Origin of the sequence: Microbacterium sp. 2216-1, from assembly GCF_046507855.1 — a bacterium.
Lineage (GTDB): Bacteria > Actinomycetota > Actinomycetes > Actinomycetales > Microbacteriaceae > Microbacterium > Microbacterium esteraromaticum_C.
Genome location: NZ_JBKFTM010000002.1, coordinates 270,421 through 288,607 on the forward strand (window position 1 = coordinate 270,421; position 18,187 = coordinate 288,607).

Consider the following 18,187-nt stretch of genomic DNA (forward strand, 5'->3'; position numbering starts at 1 on the left):
TCTAGGCGGCGGCCCTATGAGCGGCGCCGCCGGCCCGTGACGGCGGGCTGTGGCTCAGAACAGCCGGGGGACTCCCGACTCGATGCCCTTCATGTCCTCGTAGTCGAGTACGACGCAGCGGATGCCGCGGTCCTCGGCGAGCACTCGGGCCTGCGGCTTGATCTCCTGCGCGGCGAAGACGCCGGTGACCGGGGCGAGATGCGGGTCGCGGCCGAGTAGTTCGAGATAGCGGGTGAGCTGCTCGACGCCGTCGATATCGCCGCGCCGCTTCACCTCGACCGCGATCGCGGCGCCGTGGGCATCGCGCACCATCAGGTCGACCGGACCGATCGCCGTCGGGTACTCGCGGCGCACTAGCGTGGCGCCCTCGCTGATGAGGTCGACCTGCTCGGCGAGCAGTCGCTGCAGGTCGGCCTCGACACCGTCCTTCTGCAGTCCGGGATCGATGCCGAGGTCGTGCGCGGAGTCGTGCAGGATCTCGTAGATCTGCACGCGGAGCGCATCACCGGTCTTCTTGTGCGTGACGCGCCACACCTCGACGACACCTGCGCCGGCCTCTTCGTCGCCGGGTTCTTCGGATGCCAGTGAGCAGGGCGGACTCATCCAGTTCAGCGGCTTGTAGCTGCCGCCGTCGGAGTGCACGAGCAGGCTGCCGTCGCCCTTGTGCACCAGCAGGCGCGTGGCCAGGGGCAGGTGGGCATTGAGGCGACCGGAGTAGTCGACGGAGCAACGGGCGATGACGAGACGCACCCGACGAGCCTACCCGTCGGCCAGGCGTTCGGATGCGTCGTCGCGGGCTTCGGCTGTCATGCGACGGGTGTCTTCTCGTCGGCACGCAGCGGACGCGCGGCCGCCGAGAACAGGCCCGACAGCACGACGAGCACGACCAGGATGTACAGCGTGTTGAGCAGGCCGATCTGCTCGCTGATCAAGCCCAGCAGCGGGGGCCCGCCGAGGAACGCGACGTACCCGATGGTCGCGGCGGCGCTGACGCGGGCCGCGGCTTTGGCCGGATCGTCGGCGGCGGCCGACATGCCCAGCGGGAATCCCAGCGAGGCACCGATACCCCACAGCGCGGCACCGAGCAGCACGAGCGGCAGGGTGGGGCCGAGGATGAAGAGCAGGATGCCCGCCGCGGCCGTTGCCGCGAGTACCCGCAGCACGGCTACGCGACCGAAGCGATCGACCAGTGGTCCGCCGAGCAGTCGCACCATTGTCATGCCGACCGAGAAGACGGCGAGGGCGAGCGCGCCCATGCCGGGCTCTTGATGGTGCCCCTCGACGACACCGAGCGCGATCCAGTCGTTCGCCCCGCCTTCGGCGAACGACATGCCCAGCATGACGACGCCGAGCGCGTAGATGCGCGGCTCGCGCCACGCCTCGAATGCGGTGTGCACGCGTTGGCGCCAGTGTGGCTTCTCTTCAGGTGCCGGGTCGAGAGCGGCCTCGCGCACGGGAACCTGGGTGTAGCACCCGACTGCCGCGACGAGGATCAGCGCGCTGATCAGCGCGGTGTGCGCGGCGACGTTCAGTCCCAGGAGTGCGGCGAGGGCGCCGATGCCGGCGCCGATCACTGTGCCGAAGCTGAAGAAGGCGTGGAAGACGGGCAGGATCGTCTTGCCCATCTGTTGCTCGATGGCCGTCGCCTCGACGTTCATCATCACGTCGACGGAACCGTTGCCATAGCCGAACAGCATCATGCCGAGCACGACGACCGGCAGGGCACCGAAAACGTCAGTGCCCAGGCCGATCAGCAGCACGCCTGCGCCGAAGACCAGCATCATGATGAGCATGCCCACCCTGGCGCCGGTACGTGCCATCACGAGCGGACCGGTCGAGATGCCGACGATCGACGAGATGCCCATTCCCAGCAGCAGCAGACCGATCTGTGCCTTGTCGATGCCGAGTGCCTCGGCGATGCTGGGCACGCGCGAGGCCCAGGTCGCGATCGACAGACCGCTGGCGAGGAAGATCACGAAGATCGCGGTGCGCCAGCGCACGAACTGCGAACGAGTGAGGGCGGTGTCCATTCCGCCATCGTAATCGAAACGTTTCGATTACGTGTGCGCAAGCGGGATATCCTCGGAGGATGAGCAGCAGCGGCCGTCGCGCGACCATCGCGGACGTGGCGCGAGAGGCCGGGGTGTCGACATCGACGGCGTCCGTGGTCTTCAGCGGCAAGGTCAATGTCGCCGAGGCGACGCGCGAGCGCGTGCTCGCCGCGGCCGACGCGCTCGGCTACGCCGGCCCGGATCCGCGTGCCGCATCGCTGCGCACGGGCCGCAGTGGCATCGTCGGCGTGCTGCTCGGCGGTGATCTGCGCCATGCCTTCCTCGACCCGGTCACGACGGTGATGATGGACGGCCTGACCGAGGCGATGGCCGCCGACAGCGTAGGTCTGCTGTTGCTGCGCGATGACCCTCGTGGCGCGGAGGCGCCGCCGATCGGCGAAGCGCCGGTGGACGCGGTCGTGCTGATCGGCTGCTCGGCCCGGACGCGTTCGGCACTGGAGACGGTGCGCCAGCGCGGCCTGCCCGCCGTGGTGATCGAAGGCGACGCAGGACCGGATGTTCCCCAGATCACGCTGAATAACCGCGAAGCCAGTGCCGAGATCGCACGCCATCTATTCCACTTGGGGCATAGACGGGTGAAGACCATCACGCTGCCCCTGGATGCGGCACGTGAGCGGAGCGAGTTGACGCCCGAGCGCGAGGCGGCCGCCACGGTGGACGTCACTTTGGACCGGCTCGCCGGTTTCCGTGAGGTGTACCCCCAGGGCGGTGGCGTCTCGGCGGCCGGAAGCCTGGTCGACGAGGGCAACCATGGCGCGCGGATGCTGCTCGCTGATCCGGACGGGCAGCTACGAGATGACCGACCCACCGCGATCGTCGCACAGAGCGATCTGTTGGCCGTCGGCGCGATCCGCGCCGCCGAGGAGCTCGGTCTGCGTGTACCGGACGACCTCAGCGTCGTCGGCTTCGACGGCATCTCGGCTGACGGGCTGGGGTCACGACGCCTGACCACCATCACGCAGCCTGCGCTCGAGAAGGGGCGTGCGGCGGGCACCCAGATCTCGCGGATGCTGGCCGGGGAGCCGGGGGAGTCGGTGCACTTCACGTGCGTTCTTCGCGTCGGAGGGACCTCGGCCGCCCCGCGTGCATGACGCGTCGGTGCCATGCCGGCATATTGCGAGGACGGCTAACAAACCCTGCTATTTCGCAGGATTTCGCGGCTCGACAGCGGTCCACAGTTTGTGCATACTTGACGCTTGACGCGCCGCCAGCACTGTGGGGGTGCACGGTTGCGACGTGAGGTGGGGACCTTCGCGCGACTTCGTTAGGGCGGCGCGTCGTGATCGCTGGGGGATCAACCATGTTGCATGTTCTGTTGTCGGCTGCCGTGTTGGCAGGCGCCGCCGTGGCCGCTGGTGCGACCATGCACCGCACTGCTCGCTGGATCGACCGCGAGTTCCGCTACGGCCGAGTGCTTCGCAGTGTCGTTGCGGCGATCGGCATCGCGCTCGCGACCAGCGCGATGGCCATCGTGCTCACCACCGGGCACGCGCACGACATCGCGGGCCTGTTCGCCTGCTGCGCCACCCTGTTGCTCGTCAGTGTGCTGTTCATCGCGCCGTACCTGCGCCGAACGGTGTCGGTGACGCTGCGGCCACGTCGCATCCTCGCGATCGGGGCGCACCCGGACGACCTGGAGCTCGCCTGCGGTGCGACCCTCGCGAAGCTCGTAGACCAGGGGCACGAGGTGCACACCGTCGTGATGAGCCACGGTGCGTCGGGCGGCGACGAGCACACGCGTGCATTGGAGGCGCGTAACGGGTCGCTGTACCTGCGAGCCACGACCGTCAACGTGCTCGACTTCGAGGACACCGCGTTGCGTGAGCACGAGCAGGGCATGATCGCCGCGATCGAGCGTACGATCCGCGACGTACGCCCGGATGTCGTGCTCACCCACTCGGCGCATGACCAGCACCAGGACCACCACGCCGTGCACCAGGCGACCATGCGCGCCGCGCGACAGTGCCCATCGATCCTCTGTTACGAGAGCCCGTCGGTGACTCGCTCGTTCTCGCCGGAGTTCTTCGTCGACGTCTCGACCCACGTCGACGTCAAGGTGCGCGCCATTGAACTGCACCGCGACCAGCGGAACAAGCCATACATGACCGGCGCGCGTGCGCGCGCGACCGCCGCGTTCCGCGGAGGCCAGGCCAGGGTCGGCTTCGCGGAGGGCTTCGAGGTCGTGCGCCTCGAGGCATCGGCGATCGGCGAATTCTGATGCGCGTTCTGCTCACGGGCGTCGGAGGCCCTGCCGGACGCTCGCTCGCCCGGCAGCTCTCAGCGCGCGGCCACTGGGTTGCCGGAACCGACCTGCGCGACACCGGTGCCGAGGTGGATGCGTTCCGTCGGGTGTGCGCCGTGTCGGACCCGGCGTACCTGCCGACCCTCCGCGAACTTGTGGGGGAGTGGAGTGTGGATGCTGTCATCCCGAGCATCAGCGAGGAACTGCCCCTACTCGCCGGGCAGCACGCCCTGCTTCCGGTGCCGGTCCTGATCGGCTCGCCCGACGCGGTCGGGACGGCCGACGACAAGCTGCTGACCGCGCAGCGATTGCAGCACGCGGGGGTTCCTGTGCCACGTTTCGCCGGCCCCGCGGACTTCCCGTCTGCCGCGGACGCCGTGAGCGCCCTTGGGGGACCGGTGATCGTCAAGCCGCGCGTGGGGCGGGGAGGACGTGGGGTACGACTGCTCGACGTGTACGAAGCCGCCGGGCCCATCGCCGAGGGGTTCTGGGTCGATCTCGATGAGGAGAGCATCGTGCAGGAGTTCGCACCCGGCGCGGAGTACGCGCCGGTGCTCTTCCGCGACATCGACGGCGCGTTCCCGGTCTGCACGGTCCTGCGCAAGACGGCGTTGAAAGACGGCGCCGTCGGCAACGCAGTCTCGGTTGTGCGCGTCGAGGGCACAGAAGATGACGACGTGAGATCGGTCGCCCGCGCCGCCGCCGAAGCGCTTGGTCTGCACGGTCCGATCGACATCGACGTGCGTCGCCGCGCGGACGGGAAGCCGGTGGTGCTCGAGATCAACGCCCGATTCGGAGCGAACAGCGCTCATGCCCCGGAGCTGCTCGATGCCGCGCTCGCGTCTCTGTCGGAACGTACCGCGGCCGCCCGCGTATGAGTCTGATGCAGGTCGTTCAGACCATTGCGATCCTGCTGTTCGCAGTGAGTGTGGTCAAACTCGTCTTCGTGCCGCTGGCGCTGTGGTTCGAGGCGCGTCTGCGCACGACCCCGTGGCGCCGTGCGCGCCTGAAAGCGGGGCCTGGCCCAGGAGTGCGCGGGTTCGCGGGAAGGTCCGCGCGACGGCGCAGCTCACGACACCTGCGGTACCTGGACGGCACCACGGTGTCGGTCATCATCCCGGCGTACAACGAGGGCATCGTGCTGCGCAATTGCGTCGACTCGGTGATGCGCAGCGACTATCCGCATGTCGAGGTGATCATCGTCAACGATGGTTCCACCGACGACACCGGCGACGTCATGGCAGACATCGTCCACCGGCATCCGAGCGTCCGCGCCATCCATCAGGCCAATGCGGGCAAGGGTGCCGCTCTCAACCGGGGGATCGCCGAGGCGAGCGGTGACGTGCTGCTGTTCGTCGACGCCGACGGCCTGTTCACGCCACGCACGATCGACTGGTTGCTGGTGGGGCTCTCATCACCGGACGTCGGCGCGGTCTGCGGCGACGATCGGCCGGCAAACCCCGACCGACCGCTCACCCAGATGCTCTCGGTGATGAGCCACGTCGGTACCGGGCTGGTCCGCCGCGCCCTCTCGCTGTTGCACTGCCTGCCGATCGTCTCGGGCAACATCGGCGCCTTCCGCGCATCGCTCGTGCGCGAGATCGGCGGTTTCCGCGAAGACACCATCGGCGAGGACCTCGAACTCACCTGGCGGGTGTACGCCGCGGGCTACCGCGTGGTCTTCCAGCCCCGTGCCATCGTCTACGCCGAATCGCCCTCGACCCTGCGCGGACTCTGGCGTCAGCGGGTGCGCTGGTCGCGCGGACTGCTGCAGACGACACGCATCCACTGGCGCCTGATCGGCAATCCGAACCACGGGGTGTTCGGTAGCTTCCTGGCTCTGAACACCTTCGCGATGATCATCGCGCCCCCCTCACAGATGGTCGTGCTGATCGCGCTTGGCGGGGCCCTCCTACTCGAACCACAGCCCGCCGCTCCCGAGGTGATGGCCGTGCTGTCGTGGCTAGGGGTCTTTCTCAGCCTGGCACTGGTGCTGCTCGCGATCGTGTTGAACGCGGCCTGGCGCGACCTGCGCTACCTGTGGACGCTGCCGTTCTGGCCGATCTACTCGATGGCGATGGGGCTCACCATGGTCACCGCGCTCGTGCAAGAGGTGCGCGGTGCCCCGGCCCGCTGGAACAAGCTGCAGCGCACCGGTGTGGTCACCGGCGGTGCGGTTGCGGGCATGGTCCCGGTCGGGAAAGCCGCCTGATGTCAGGGATATCCCCGCCGCACTCCTGGCGTCGGTCGATCACCGGCATCCTCGCTCTCGTCGTGCTCGTGGGTGCCATCATCGCCACCGCCGTCATCGCCACACGTGATGCGCCCGCGAAGACGCCCGCGGCGACGGCGTCGACGCCCACGGAGCGTCCGCGCGCCGAGGTGGTCATTCCGACCCCGACGCCCGAGCCCATCACGATGACATGCCCATCCGAGACGGCCCCGCCAACCGCATCCGACATCCCCGCCCACCGGGCGGTGAATTTCGGGATTGAGGACCTCGTCGACGAACGTCCCGGGCACCTCGACGCGCTCGCCGCACGACTCGAACAGGTCGGGGCCAACACCGTTTCGATCTCGGTCGGGCGACTCGACTGGATCGAGTTTCCGTGGGCCGGCAACGAACGCAACCAGTCGTCGGATGTCATCAAGACCGGTCGCGACTACGTCGGCGAAGCCGTGAACGTCTTCCGCTGCGCGCCGGACGGCACCAGCCGTACCGTCATCCTTGGCATCGACACGTTGTTCGGGCGCGACATCCAGCGCGGCACCGTACCGGCCGGGCAGACGGTGGGCGGATGGTCATCCGACCTGTTCGCGAGCCTGAGCGCCTGGAAGAGCGATGAACTGAGCGGCCGCCTGATCGCGCTCGCCGAAGAGCTGGCAGTGCGCTACCAGCCCGATGCCATCAACATCACCGAGCTCTTCTTCGACACCACCGTGTACGGGCCGGCCGATCTGGTCGACTTCCGCAGCGTCAGCGGGATGAACGACTGGCCGCGACGCGACGATGGCGGCGTCGACGCACATCACCCGGCGGTGACCGCATGGAAGACCGACGCCCTGACAGGGGTGCTCGCCCAGCTCGATCAGGTGCTCACCCCGCACGGTGTCGAACTGACCGCCGACGTGCGTGGCCCGCTCGACGTGCACACGCCCACGCGAGCCGACATCGGACAGGACTACCCCCGCATGCTCGAGCACGCCGATCGCCTGAACGTCTGGGACTTCCCCGGGGTCAACCAGTGGATCGGGGTGCTCGACGCCGATGACTACGCCTCCGTGCTGTTCGGTCCGGCTCCAGAGAGCTACTCGCTCGAGATCGGGTTGTGGCTCGGCGGTGGCGCGATCTCGCCGGACGTGCTTCGCACAGAACTGGCGGTGGCGAGCGACTTCGGCATCCGGTCGGTCTCTGTGACGCCTGCCTCGTTGATGACCGATGCGCATTGGAACGTGCTGCAGCAGGAGTGGCGCGATAAGGCCACCCCGTAGACTGAGAAGCGAAACCTCCCTCCGCGCCGGAAGGCCCCGACGACCCCGAGGAGCCGCTTATGCTGTTGCTCCTTGCCGTGTTCCTCGCGGGAGCTCTGCTGCTCCCGTTCCTGGTGCGCTGGTTGGGAGCGCAGGCGTTTGTGCTCGGGGCCCTGGTGCCCGGCGCCGCCTTCGTGCACGCGCTCACGCAGACACCCGCCGTGCTGTCGTCCGAAACGGTGCCCTTCGAGTCGTACAGCTGGATCCCGCAGCTCGGGCTGAACCTCTCGATGCGGATGGACGTGCTCGGGTGGGTGATGACGCTGATCGTCACCGGTGTCGGCGCGCTCGTGTTGCTCTACTGCCGGTGGTACTTTCACGATGACGCCGCCGACGTCGGGCAGTTCGCCGGCGTGCTCCTCGGATTCGCCGGCGCGATGTACGGGCTGGTGCTCACCGATGACCTGATCGTCATGGTCATGTTCTGGGAGCTCACCAGCATCCTCTCCTATCTGCTCATCGGCCACTACCGGCGGCGCGCTTCGAGCCGGCGTGCTGCGCTGCAGGCACTGCTGGTGACCACTCTCGGCGGACTCGTGCTGTTCGTCGGTGCGATCCTCCTGGTCGTCGACACCGGTACCTCCAGCATTCGTGAGCTGCTCGAGATCGAGCCCACCGGACCCCTCATCGACGCCGCCGTGGTGATGCTGCTGATCGGCGCGGTGAGCAAGTCCGCCCTCTTCCCGTTCCACTTCTGGCTGCCCGGTGCGATGGCCGCACCGACCCCGGTCAGCGCATATCTGCATGCCGCCGCGATGGTGAAGGCCGGTATCTACCTCATCGCACGGTTCGCGCCCGTCTTCGCCCTCGCCGACCCCTGGCGGCCGATCGTCATCGGCTTGGGCGTGTTCACCATGCTGCTCGGCGGTATCCAGGCGCTGCGCGAGACCGACCTGAAGCGCATCCTCGCGTTCGGCACCGTCAGCCAGCTGGGCTTCCTGTCGGTCGTGATCGGCTACGGCACGCCGGCCGCCGCGCTGGCGGGACTGGCACTGGTGCTCGGACACGCCCTGTTCAAGTCAGCACTGTTCCTCATCGTCGGCATCATCGACCGGCAGCTCTCCACACGCGACATCGACGAGCTGTCGGGCGTGGGCCGGCAAGCCCCGGTGCTGGCGACCGCGGCATTCATCTCGGCCGCATCCATGATGGGCCTCGCCCCCACGCTGGGCTTCGTCGCGAAGGAATCCGCGCTCACCGCACTGCTGGAAGACGCCGAGCACGGCTCGATCTGGGGCTGGGTCGCGCTCATCGGTGTCGTCATCGGGTCCATGCTGACCGCCGCATACAGCGCACGGTTCCTCTGGGGGGCGTTCTGGCGCAAGAAGGACGCCACGGGCACTTCTATGCCTGATACGGAATGGCCAGATCCGCCGGTGGGCTTCCTGTCTGCCCCGATCATCCTGGCCGGCGTCACGGTCGCGGCAGGACTGGGCGCGCCGACGGTCGACACCGCCCTGCAGGGGTACGCCGTCACGGCGCTGCCAGCGGGTTCGGCGGCCTCGCCCGAACCCGGTCACCTGGCGCTCTGGCACGGGCTCGAACCGGCGCTCTTCCTGTCTCTCGGAGCGATCGCTGTCGGTATCGGACTGTTCATCCTCAGCATCCGATCCGGTTGGGACCGGCGGCGCAAGCTGCTTCGGTTCACGGCGGCCGACGCGTACTACGCGGTCATGCGCGGCATCGACCGCATCTCGGTCTTCACGACCGGACTCACTCAGCGCGGCTCCCTGCCTCTCTACGTCGGCACCATCTTCATCGTGCTGCTCGCCGCCGAGGCGACCGCACTCGTGGCCGCCGCCCCCGAACGGCTCGAACTGTCGGCGTGGCACACGCCGGCGCAGATCGTCGTCGCCCCCGTCATGGCGATCGCCGGCGTGATCGCAGTGCGAGCGCGCAAGCGCTACACGGGCGTCGTGCTGGTCTCGGTCACCGGACTCGGCATGGTGGTGCTGTTCGCGACCAGCGGTGCGCCCGACCTCGCCCTCACGCAGATCCTCGTCGAGACGGTGACGATGGTCACCTTCGCGCTGGTGCTGCGGCGGCTGCCGGCACGGATGGGAGAGCACAACGCCTCGGTGGGCCGGCTACCCAGAGCGGTGCTGGCCATCGGCGTCGGTGTCACGATGGCGTTCGTCGCGATCGTCGCGACCCAGGCACGCATCTTCGAGCCGATCTCGACCGAGTTCAGCGACCTCGCGTACAACCTCGGGCACGGCAAGAACGTCGTCAACGTCGCACTGGTCGACCTGCGCGGGTGGGACACCATGGGCGAGCTCAGCGTGCTCGTGCTGGCGGCCACCGGGGTGGCATCCCTCGTCTTCGTCTCGCATCGCGCCGACCTGCTCTCGGCCACACGCGACCTCCCGGCGACCGGCCGCCGGCGCCGGGAACGACGCCCCCTGGTCGAGACCGATCAGGGACTGCGTTTCCAGACCTCCGAGAACCAGGGTGCGCCGCGCGCCTGGCTGGTCAGCGGGCAGCAGATCAAAGCCGAAGACCGTTCGATCCTGCTCGAAGTGATCGTGCGGGTGCTGTTCCACACCATCATCGTGGTGTCGATCTACCTGCTGTTCGCCGGGCACAACCTGCCGGGCGGCGGCTTCGCCGGTGGCCTCGTGGCCGGCATGGCCATGGTGATGCGCTACATCGCCGGAGGGCGCTGGGAACTCGGCGCGGCCGCGCCGACCGACGCCGGGCGCCTGCTCGGAGCCGGCCTCGCCCTCGCCGTCGGCGCAGCCCTGATGCCGCTCTTCTTCGGCATGGCACCCCTGCAGAGCGCGGTGTGGGAATGGGAGGTGCCCGTTCTCGGTCATCTCGAGCTCGTGTCGTCGACGATCTTCGACATCGGCGTCTACCTGGTGGTGATCGGTCTGGTGCTCGACGTGCTGCGCAGCCTCGGTGCCGAGGTCGACCGGCAGACCGCCCAGCTGCGGCATCCCGAGCGCGAGTTCGCGGCGGCACCACCGCGCACCGGGGGGAGAAGCAGCTGATGGATGTGTCGCTCACCCTCATCGTCATCATGGCCGTGCTGTTCGCCGCCGGTGTCTACGCGATGCTCGAACGCAGCCTCACCCGTGTGCTGATCGGCTTCCTGCTGCTCGGCAACGCGACCAATCTGCTGCTGCTGATCGTCATGGGGGTTCCGGGAAGTGCGCCGTTCTACGGTGCGGAAGGCCCGGTCAGCGACCCGCTGCCACAGGCGTTGACGCTGACCGCGATCGTCATCACCTTCGCCGTCTCGGCGTTCCTGCTCGCCCTGATCTACCGTTCGTGGCAACTCGGACAGGCCGACACGGTCGAGGACGACGAGGTCGACATCGCGCTTCGCGAGCGCACGGATGCCGAAGAGGAGCTGTTCGACGATGAATCGGAGACCGGCGACGACGACGCCACCACCGACTTCGTCGATGTCGTCACCTCGCCCATCACCGTGCTGAACATGCGCGATCACCCGTCGATTCGGGACGACGCCCCGATCGACACACCCTTGGCTCCGCGGGCATCCGACGCCCCACGCGGGGCATCCGACGAACGGGAGCCGAACGCATGAGCGCACTCGTCCCCCTCATCGTGATGCTGCCGCTGCTGGGCGCGGCTGTCGCGCTCATCTTCGGCCGCAACCCGCGCCTGCAGATCATCGTGACGACGGGCACACTCGCGGCGGTCTCGATCATCGCCGCTGTGCTGCTGGCCGCCGTGCATGCCGCCGACCAACCCTTCGCGGTGTCGGTCGGGGGATGGCCCGTGCCGTTCGGCATCATCCTGTACGTCGACCGCTTCGCCGCGCTACTTGTGATGGTCTCGAGCATCGTGCTGCTGGCGGTGCTGCTGTTCTCGATCGGTCAGGGATCTGCCGACGGCGACGGCGAGACACCGATCTCGATCTTCAATCCGACCTACCTGATCCTCGCCGCCGGCATCTTCGACGCATTCATCGCCGGCGACCTGTTCAACCTCTACGTCGGCTTCGAGATCCTGCTCGTGGCGTCGTACGTGCTGATCACCCTGGGCAGCACCGAGTCGCGCATCCGCACCGGAGCGGTGTACATCGTCGTGTCGCTCGTGTCATCGATCCTGTTCCTGGCCGCGATCGCGATGATCTACGGAGCCGTCGGTACGGTCAACATGGCGCAGATCGCCGAACGGGTCGCCCAACTGCCGCAGGAGACGCAGCTGGTGCTGCATCTGCTGCTGCTGGTGGCTTTCGGTATCAAGGCGGCCGTGTTCCCCGTGTCGTTCTGGCTCCCCGACTCGTATCCCACCGCGCCCGCACCGGTCACCGCGGTGTTCGCCGGGTTGCTGACCAAGGTCGGTGTCTATGCGCTGATCCGCACAGAGACGCAGCTGTTCGCATCGAACAGCGTCGACGATCTGCTGATGATCGTGGCATTGGCCACGATGATCGTCGGGGTGCTCGGCGCGGTCGCGCAGGCAGAGCTGAAACGCATCCTGTCGTTCACGCTCGTCAGCCACGTGGGCTACATGATCTTCGGCCTCGCGATCGCCACCGAGGCAGCCATCGGGGCGACCGTCTACTACATCGTTCACCACATCGTCGTGCAGACGACACTGTTCCTCGCGGTCGGCCTGATCGAACGTCAGGCGGGCAGCACCTCGATCCTGAGAGTCAGCGGCCTGATGAAGGCCGCACCATTGCTGGCCGTGCTGTACTTCGTACCCGCCATCAACCTCGGAGGCCTGCCCCCGTTCTCGGGATTCATCGGCAAGATCGGACTCTTCGAGGCCGCGGCCTCGGTGGGTACGCCGCTGATGATCGTGCTGATCTTCGGGGGCATCCTCACCTCGCTCCTCACCCTCTACGCGCTGATGCGGGCGTGGAACCTGGCGTTCTGGCGCGAGGACGAAGAGGGCGCCGAGATCGCCACCTCTACCGGGCGTCTGGCGCACCTCGGGAACGCGCCGGCGGCGGACGTCCAACAGGAGACGCGTGCCATCCCCGCGATCATGAAGATCGCGACCGGCGGGATGGTCGCGGTGACGCTCGCGCTGACCGTGTTCGCCGGACCGCTCTACGCACTCTGCGACAGCATCGGTACCGGTCTGCTGCAGCCCGTCACGCTCACGCAGATCGATGAGGAGGCCGGTCGATGAGCCCCGTATCGAAGCGCGGCGCCGTGCGCGACCTGCTGCTGCAGTTGCCGTTCCTGCTCTGGCTGGTCGTGCTGTGGATGCTGCTGTGGCACCAGTTCACGCCGCTCGCCCTGGTCAGCGGGCTGATCGTCGCGATCTTCGTCACCCGGGTCTTCCGCCTGCCCACCGTCGAGCTGGTCGGACGGGTGAACCTCTGGTACGTCCTGGTGTTCATCGTGCTGTTCCTGGGCGCCGTCGTCGCCGGTGCGATCAGCGTGGCGATTCAGGTGTTCGACTTCCGCCGTCAGCCCGGGGCTGCCATCATCGAGATCCCGCTCCGATACGCCGACGACATCGTCATGACCCACGTGGCCGTCACCGCCTCGCTCATCCCCGGATCACTCGTCGCAGAGAGCGACCGTGACCGTCGCATCCTGTACCTGCACGTCATCGGGGTCCGTAACCGCGCCGACGTCGACGCTTTTCGCGACGGCGTGCTTCGGTGGGAGAAGCGCATCGTTCGCGCCGTCGGATCGCCGGAGCAGTATCGTGCTCTCAAGGCCGATGAGTCCCGTGCCCGTGCCGGAGGTGCACGATGAGCCTTCTGATGGTGACAATCCTGGTGGTCTTCGCCGTGGCCGCGCTGCTGTGCGTGGTGCGGATCGTCAGCGGACCATCGATCCTCGACCGCGCGGTGGCGTCAGATGTGCTGCTGACGCTCGTGATGTGCGTGTTGGGCGCTGAGATGGCGATCAACGGTCATACCCGCAACGTGCCTGTGCTGCTCATCATCGCCGCCGTTGGAGTCTTCGGGTCGATTGCCGTCGCGCGTTATGTGGCGCGAAGGGACAACACGACATCATGAACGTGCTGGAACTCGAACTGCCAGAGGCCGTCGCCGACACGATCGTGCTCGTGCTCGTGCTGATCGGTGCGATCCTGTGCCTCTCGGCCGCGGTCGGTCTGCTGCACTTCCGCGACGTGCCGTCCCGGCTCCACGCAGCGACCAAGCCGCAGGTGCTGGGACTGCTTCTGATCTGCCTGGCGATCGCTGTTTCGCAGCGGACGGTCGGCGGCATCCTGCTCGGCCTGGTGATCAGCACACCGGTGATCCTGCTGCAGTTCGTGACCGCACCGCTGTCTGCGCACATGGTCGGGCGCCAGGCCTATCGCAACGGCACGATTCAATCGCGTGACCTGGTCGTCGACGAGTACGCCGAGTCGAAGCGCACCCCGCCGGCCGCGGGCTGAGTCACCGGCAGCGGGCTGACTCACCGGCAGCGGGCTGACTCACCGGCAGCGGGCTGACTCACAGGAGGCCCGGCCCGGGCATCCGACGCTCTCTCGTTCGCAACTCCGGAAGAACCTGCGGCAGACCGACCTATAGCGGTGTTCGGGGCCCATCCGCGGGTGTTTCTCCGGAGTTGTGTGCACTCCACTCGTCGTGCACAGACAACGTGAGCGGCGATTCCGTCCACAGATCGGGCAACTCAGGTCCGCGCCGCCGCCCAGCCGACCAGGATCGCGTGCATGCCTGTCTCGAAGCCGACCGTCGCTCAGCGTCTTGCAGACCTGCAGCGGATCCGTATCTACAGCCGAGCGGACCTCTTCGACCAGGGGCTCGGCGCGCGCGGCATCACCGCAGCGGTGCGCGCCGGCAGACTGTTCCGACTGAGACGCGGTCACTACGTCACCCATCAGGTCCCCGACGACATCGCCGACGCGGTGCACATCGGCGGTCGCATCGGGTGCGTGACACTGCTGCACCTGATCGGCGTCTTCGTTCTGGAGAAGCCCGCGGCGCATGTGCACGTGTCGCCGCAGCTCTCGCGCAGCCGTCACCGTCGATCTCGCTCTGCCACGATGCACTGGAGTCCGTGTCACGAGCCGGGGACTGCCCACGCGGTATCGGTATGGGATGCCGTGCGTGAGTCCATCCGGTGTCAGGCGCCCCGTGCGGCGATCGCGACCGTGGACAGCGTGCTGCACCACCGACTGCTGACACGGGAGCAGATCGTCGGGATCTTCCGCAGCCTGCCCGCGAGGTTCCAGGCGCTTCTGCCTCTGGTCGACGCCTCGGCCGAGTCCGGACCCGAGACATTCGTCAGGCTCATGCTGCGCGCGCTGGGCGTGCCCTTCGAGACTCAGGTCACGCTGGTCGGCGTCGGCCGCGTGGATTTCGTGGTCGATGGATGGCTGATCATCGAGTGCGACAGCCGCGAGTTCCACGAGGGATGGGAGCAGCAGGTGGAGGATCGGGCGCGTGATCTGATGGCCGCGCAACTCGGATACGTCACGATCCGGCCGATCGCGGCCGATATCTTCAATCGGCCTGACCGAGTGCGGGCAGCTATCACGGACGTGATCGCAGTGATCGGACCGCTGTTCGAGAGGCGGCGGCGTTCACAACTCCGGAGAAACGGGCGATCTGGCGGGGCTTGACCGCGGATAGCCCGGAAAACCCGAGAGTCTCCGGAGTTGCGAACAGGGGCGGGGTGGCAGGGACGGGATGGGGGGCGGATGTGCGGATGCCAGGGGCAGGGGCTAACCGGCCGGGGTCAGCGTCAGTGTGTCGACGGCCGCGGCCTTCACCGCCTTCGGGGTGAAGGCCCAGGGGGTCTGGATGCCCTTCGCCCAGTCCGCTGTCTGATCGGTGTAGTGCGGGTGGAAGGCATGCCCGCTGGCCCCGGTGAGGTGGTTCCATGTCGACGCGTCGAAGTCTGCCAGGTCGATCACCATGCGCATCGACGGGACGGTCGCGGTGGCGTACGACTCGCCGAGCACCCATCCGGTGGCGTTGACGACCGATGAGCCGCCGCCGACGGGGTACGGCCCGCGGTTGAACAGCATCTCGATCGGCGCGATACCTGACGTGCCCAGCGTGTCGTGGGTGAGTGGCAGCGCGTGCAGCGACCCCCAACTCCAGCGGGTGACGTCTTCGCCCTGCAGTTCGGCGAGTTCGGCATAGGCCTGCTCGGCCGAGAGCGCCAGCATTGAGTACATGTCGGTGGTGCCGAGGCGCTCGTTGGTCCACATCGGGTCGACCGCGTCGTCGAGCATCGTGCCGACGACGGTGAAGAGGCGGCCCTGGTCGCCGACCGGAAGCGGAACCTCGCGTTCGACGAAGACGTTCTGCGCCAGGTTCGACCACAGCACATTGGCGAAGGCCGCGGCTGCCGAGTCTGGATCGTTCTGGGCATCCCAGGTGCGCAACAGCTCGATGGCCGCCTGCGGCCCCTCGCCTTCGACAGCGACGCGGTCCATGACCACGGCGAGCTGCTTACCGATCCACATCTCTTCATCCATCTGGATGTCGCGCATGTCGGCGGCGGTGATCGGTCCGGCTGCCGCTTTGCGTTCGATCAGGTGCTCGATGCGCGCAGCGCGGTAGCCGTAGTCCCAGTCGCGGGATAGGAAGTGCTCGAAGTCGTCATCGACGATCGCGTTGTTCGCCGTGACGATGTACCCCTGCGGCGGGTTGTACGACACCGGGAGTTCTTCGAAGGGGATGAACCCCTCCCAGTCGTAGGCGCTGTCCCAGCCGGCCTGCGGCAGCCAGCCGTCGCCGGCGCCGCGGATCGGCAGCCGCCCGGGCGCCTGATAGCCGATGTTGCCCTCGACGTCGGCGTAGACGAGGTTCTGCGCCGGGACGTCGAAGAGGGATGCTGCCCGCCGGAACTCCTGGAAGTTCTGGGCGGTGTTGAGCGCGAACAGGGCGCTGGCGGTGGTGCCGGGCTCGAGAGCGGTCCAGCGCAGGCTTACCGCGCTCTCACCGTCGGGGACCTCGGGCGCACCCTCCAGCGGGAGCACCGCATCGCCCGCGCTGACGACGGGGGACTCCGCGATCGACGTGAAGTCGTCGGTGAGGCCCGAGATGATCGGACCGTGCACGGTGCGGCGGATGGTCAGCGGCACGTCGTCGCCGCCGGCGACCTTGATGACATCCTGCTCGATCTCGAGCGGCGTCAGCGCACCGTCGCGCCAGTACTGGTCGCCGTCGAGCTTCTCGATGTACAGATCGGTGACGTCGGTGGTGAGGTTGGTGAAGCCCCAGGCGACGGTCTGGTTGTGTCCGATGACGACGCCCGGCATTCCCGAGAACGAGAACCCGGCCACGTCGAAGGGGCACTGCTCGCCAACGGCTTCGCACTTGAGCTGGATCTGGTACCAGACCGAGGGCAACGAGGCGCCCAGGTGCGGGTCGTTGGACAGCAGTGGCATCCCGCTCTCGGTGAGGTCACCTGAGACGACCCAGGAGTTCGACCCGATGCCCTCGCCGACCCCGCCGATCATCATGCTCGCCGCGGCGAGCACACTCTCGGCCTCCTGCCACTCGACCGTGGCGAGGGCGTCGGTGACCCCGGCATCGCCCGCGCCACCGAAGGCCGCCGGCTCAGCATCGGCCTGCACGGGTTCGACCGCCGAGATCGTCGGCACGATCACCGGGTTCTGCGCGAACGGGTAGGGCGGGTAGGCCGTTTCGATGACGGCCGTGTTCTCAGCATCCGACGCTCCGGATGCCTGCAGCCGGGCCGCGAGCAGCGCACGGTCGGTCTCGTCCTCGACGTTGGTGCGCAGATCCCAGGCCATCGCCTTCAGCCAGGCGACCGAGTCCGCCGGCTCCCAGGGCTCGGGCTCGTAGTCCGGGTTCTGTATGCCCAGAACGGCATACTCCAGTGAGAGCTGGGCGCCGGAGCGGGACTCCAGATAGGCGTTCACCCCGTCGGCGTAGGCCTCGTAGTAGCCGAGCGTCGTCTCGTCGAGGTTCGCGACCTCCTCTTCGGCGATGGCGCGCCACCCGAGCGTCCGCAGGAACTTGTCGGTCGCGACCTGGGACTCACCGAACATCTCGGCGACGCGCCCCGAGGTCACGTGCCGCCGGAAGTCCATCTCGAAGAACCGGTCCTGCGCGTGCGTGAACCCCTGCGCGTAGAACAGATCGTGCGTGGTCGAGGCGGTGATCGTGGGGATGCCGCGGTCGTCTCGCTGCACCGTCACCGTGGCGTCCAGTTCGCTGAGCTGAATCTCGCCTGAGGTCTGGGGGAACGAGCGCTGGATGGTCCAGGTGAGGAAGAACGCGGCGGCGGTGGCGATCGTGATCAGTACGGCGACCACGACGAAGGCGATACGGCCGAGGCGTCCCGCGAGGGAGCGTCGGTTCGGGTCGCTGGTTGTGCTCATCATCGGTGAAGGCCCTTGGGTAGTACGTGGGACTCCGTGTCACGGAGGCCGCGCACGCGTCTCGGGT

At 67.8% G+C, this 18,187-nt stretch carries 15 protein-coding genes; 12 read left to right on the forward strand and 3 right to left on the reverse strand.

Going from position 1 to position 18,187, the window contains the following annotated elements; all coding sequences use genetic code 11:
- Positions 1-54: 54 nt before the first annotated feature.
- Together nucS and ACLD0U_RS09175 are read right to left on the reverse strand one after the other, a co-directional pair.
- Positions 55-750, reverse strand: a complete 696-nt coding sequence (gene nucS / locus ACLD0U_RS09170) for an endonuclease NucS (protein ID WP_179409523.1) — start codon at positions 748-750, stop codon at positions 55-57.
- A 56-nt stretch (positions 751-806) separates the two neighbouring features.
- Positions 807-2,030, reverse strand: a complete 1,224-nt coding sequence (locus tag ACLD0U_RS09175) for an MFS transporter (protein ID WP_410340427.1) — start codon at positions 2,028-2,030, stop codon at positions 807-809.
- Positions 2,031-2,089: 59 nt separating this feature from the next.
- Between ACLD0U_RS09175 and ACLD0U_RS09180 the strand changes: the two genes are divergently transcribed.
- From ACLD0U_RS09180 to ACLD0U_RS09235, 12 genes are all read left to right on the forward strand, one after another.
- Positions 2,090-3,163, forward strand: coding sequence for a LacI family DNA-binding transcriptional regulator (locus ACLD0U_RS09180; RefSeq protein ID WP_410340428.1), 1,074 nt, complete (start codon positions 2,090-2,092; stop codon positions 3,161-3,163).
- Positions 3,164-3,372: 209 nt separating this feature from the next.
- The gene (locus tag ACLD0U_RS09185; protein WP_410340429.1) at positions 3,373-4,290 is read left to right on the forward strand and encodes a PIG-L deacetylase family protein; all 918 of its coding nucleotides are present in this window, start codon (positions 3,373-3,375) and stop codon (positions 4,288-4,290) included.
- Positions 4,290-5,192, forward strand: a complete 903-nt coding sequence (locus ACLD0U_RS09190; protein WP_410340430.1) for an ATP-grasp domain-containing protein — start codon at positions 4,290-4,292, stop codon at positions 5,190-5,192. The genes ACLD0U_RS09185 and ACLD0U_RS09190 overlap by 1 nt, the downstream gene beginning before the upstream one ends.
- A 5-nt stretch (positions 5,193-5,197) precedes the next feature.
- The gene (locus ACLD0U_RS09195) at positions 5,198-6,526 is read left to right on the forward strand and encodes a glycosyltransferase (protein ID WP_242521933.1); all 1,329 of its coding nucleotides are present in this window, start codon (positions 5,198-5,200) and stop codon (positions 6,524-6,526) included.
- Positions 6,526-7,806 (forward strand): hypothetical protein, encoded by a 1,281-nt coding sequence (locus ACLD0U_RS09200; RefSeq protein ID WP_410340431.1) that lies wholly within the window; start codon positions 6,526-6,528, stop codon positions 7,804-7,806. Before ACLD0U_RS09195 ends, ACLD0U_RS09200 begins: the two co-directional genes overlap by 1 nt.
- Before the next feature lie 59 nt (positions 7,807-7,865).
- On the forward strand, positions 7,866-10,838 hold the full coding sequence (locus ACLD0U_RS09205; protein WP_410340432.1) for a Na+/H+ antiporter subunit A: 2,973 nt from the start codon (positions 7,866-7,868) through the stop codon (positions 10,836-10,838).
- Complete coding sequence (locus ACLD0U_RS09210; protein WP_410340433.1) at positions 10,838-11,398, forward strand: Na(+)/H(+) antiporter subunit C; 561 nt, start codon at positions 10,838-10,840, stop codon at positions 11,396-11,398. Before ACLD0U_RS09205 ends, ACLD0U_RS09210 begins: the two co-directional genes overlap by 1 nt.
- Complete coding sequence (locus tag ACLD0U_RS09215; protein ID WP_410340434.1) at positions 11,395-12,960, forward strand: Na+/H+ antiporter subunit D; 1,566 nt, start codon at positions 11,395-11,397, stop codon at positions 12,958-12,960. Before ACLD0U_RS09210 ends, ACLD0U_RS09215 begins: the two co-directional genes overlap by 4 nt.
- A complete protein-coding gene (locus ACLD0U_RS09220) occupies positions 12,957-13,538 on the forward strand; it encodes a Na+/H+ antiporter subunit E (RefSeq protein ID WP_224818473.1) in 582 nt (193 codons plus the stop codon). Before ACLD0U_RS09215 ends, ACLD0U_RS09220 begins: the two co-directional genes overlap by 4 nt.
- Positions 13,535-13,804, forward strand: a complete 270-nt coding sequence (locus ACLD0U_RS09225) for a monovalent cation/H+ antiporter complex subunit F (protein WP_206550839.1) — start codon at positions 13,535-13,537, stop codon at positions 13,802-13,804. Before ACLD0U_RS09220 ends, ACLD0U_RS09225 begins: the two co-directional genes overlap by 4 nt.
- Positions 13,801-14,190 carry a monovalent cation/H(+) antiporter subunit G gene (gene mnhG, locus ACLD0U_RS09230; protein ID WP_206822589.1) on the forward strand — a complete coding sequence of 130 codons (390 nt, stop codon included), beginning with the start codon at positions 13,801-13,803 and terminating at the stop codon, positions 14,188-14,190. Before ACLD0U_RS09225 ends, mnhG begins: the two co-directional genes overlap by 4 nt.
- Positions 14,191-14,469: 279 nt before the next feature.
- Positions 14,470-15,381 (forward strand): hypothetical protein, encoded by a 912-nt coding sequence (locus ACLD0U_RS09235; RefSeq protein WP_410340435.1) that lies wholly within the window; start codon positions 14,470-14,472, stop codon positions 15,379-15,381.
- Positions 15,382-15,483: 102 nt separating this feature from the next.
- Here the strand turns inward: ACLD0U_RS09235 and ACLD0U_RS09240 are convergent, their stop codons facing one another.
- Complete coding sequence (locus ACLD0U_RS09240) at positions 15,484-18,123, reverse strand: penicillin acylase family protein (RefSeq protein WP_410340436.1); 2,640 nt, start codon at positions 18,121-18,123, stop codon at positions 15,484-15,486.
- Positions 18,124-18,187: the final 64 nt, after the last annotated feature.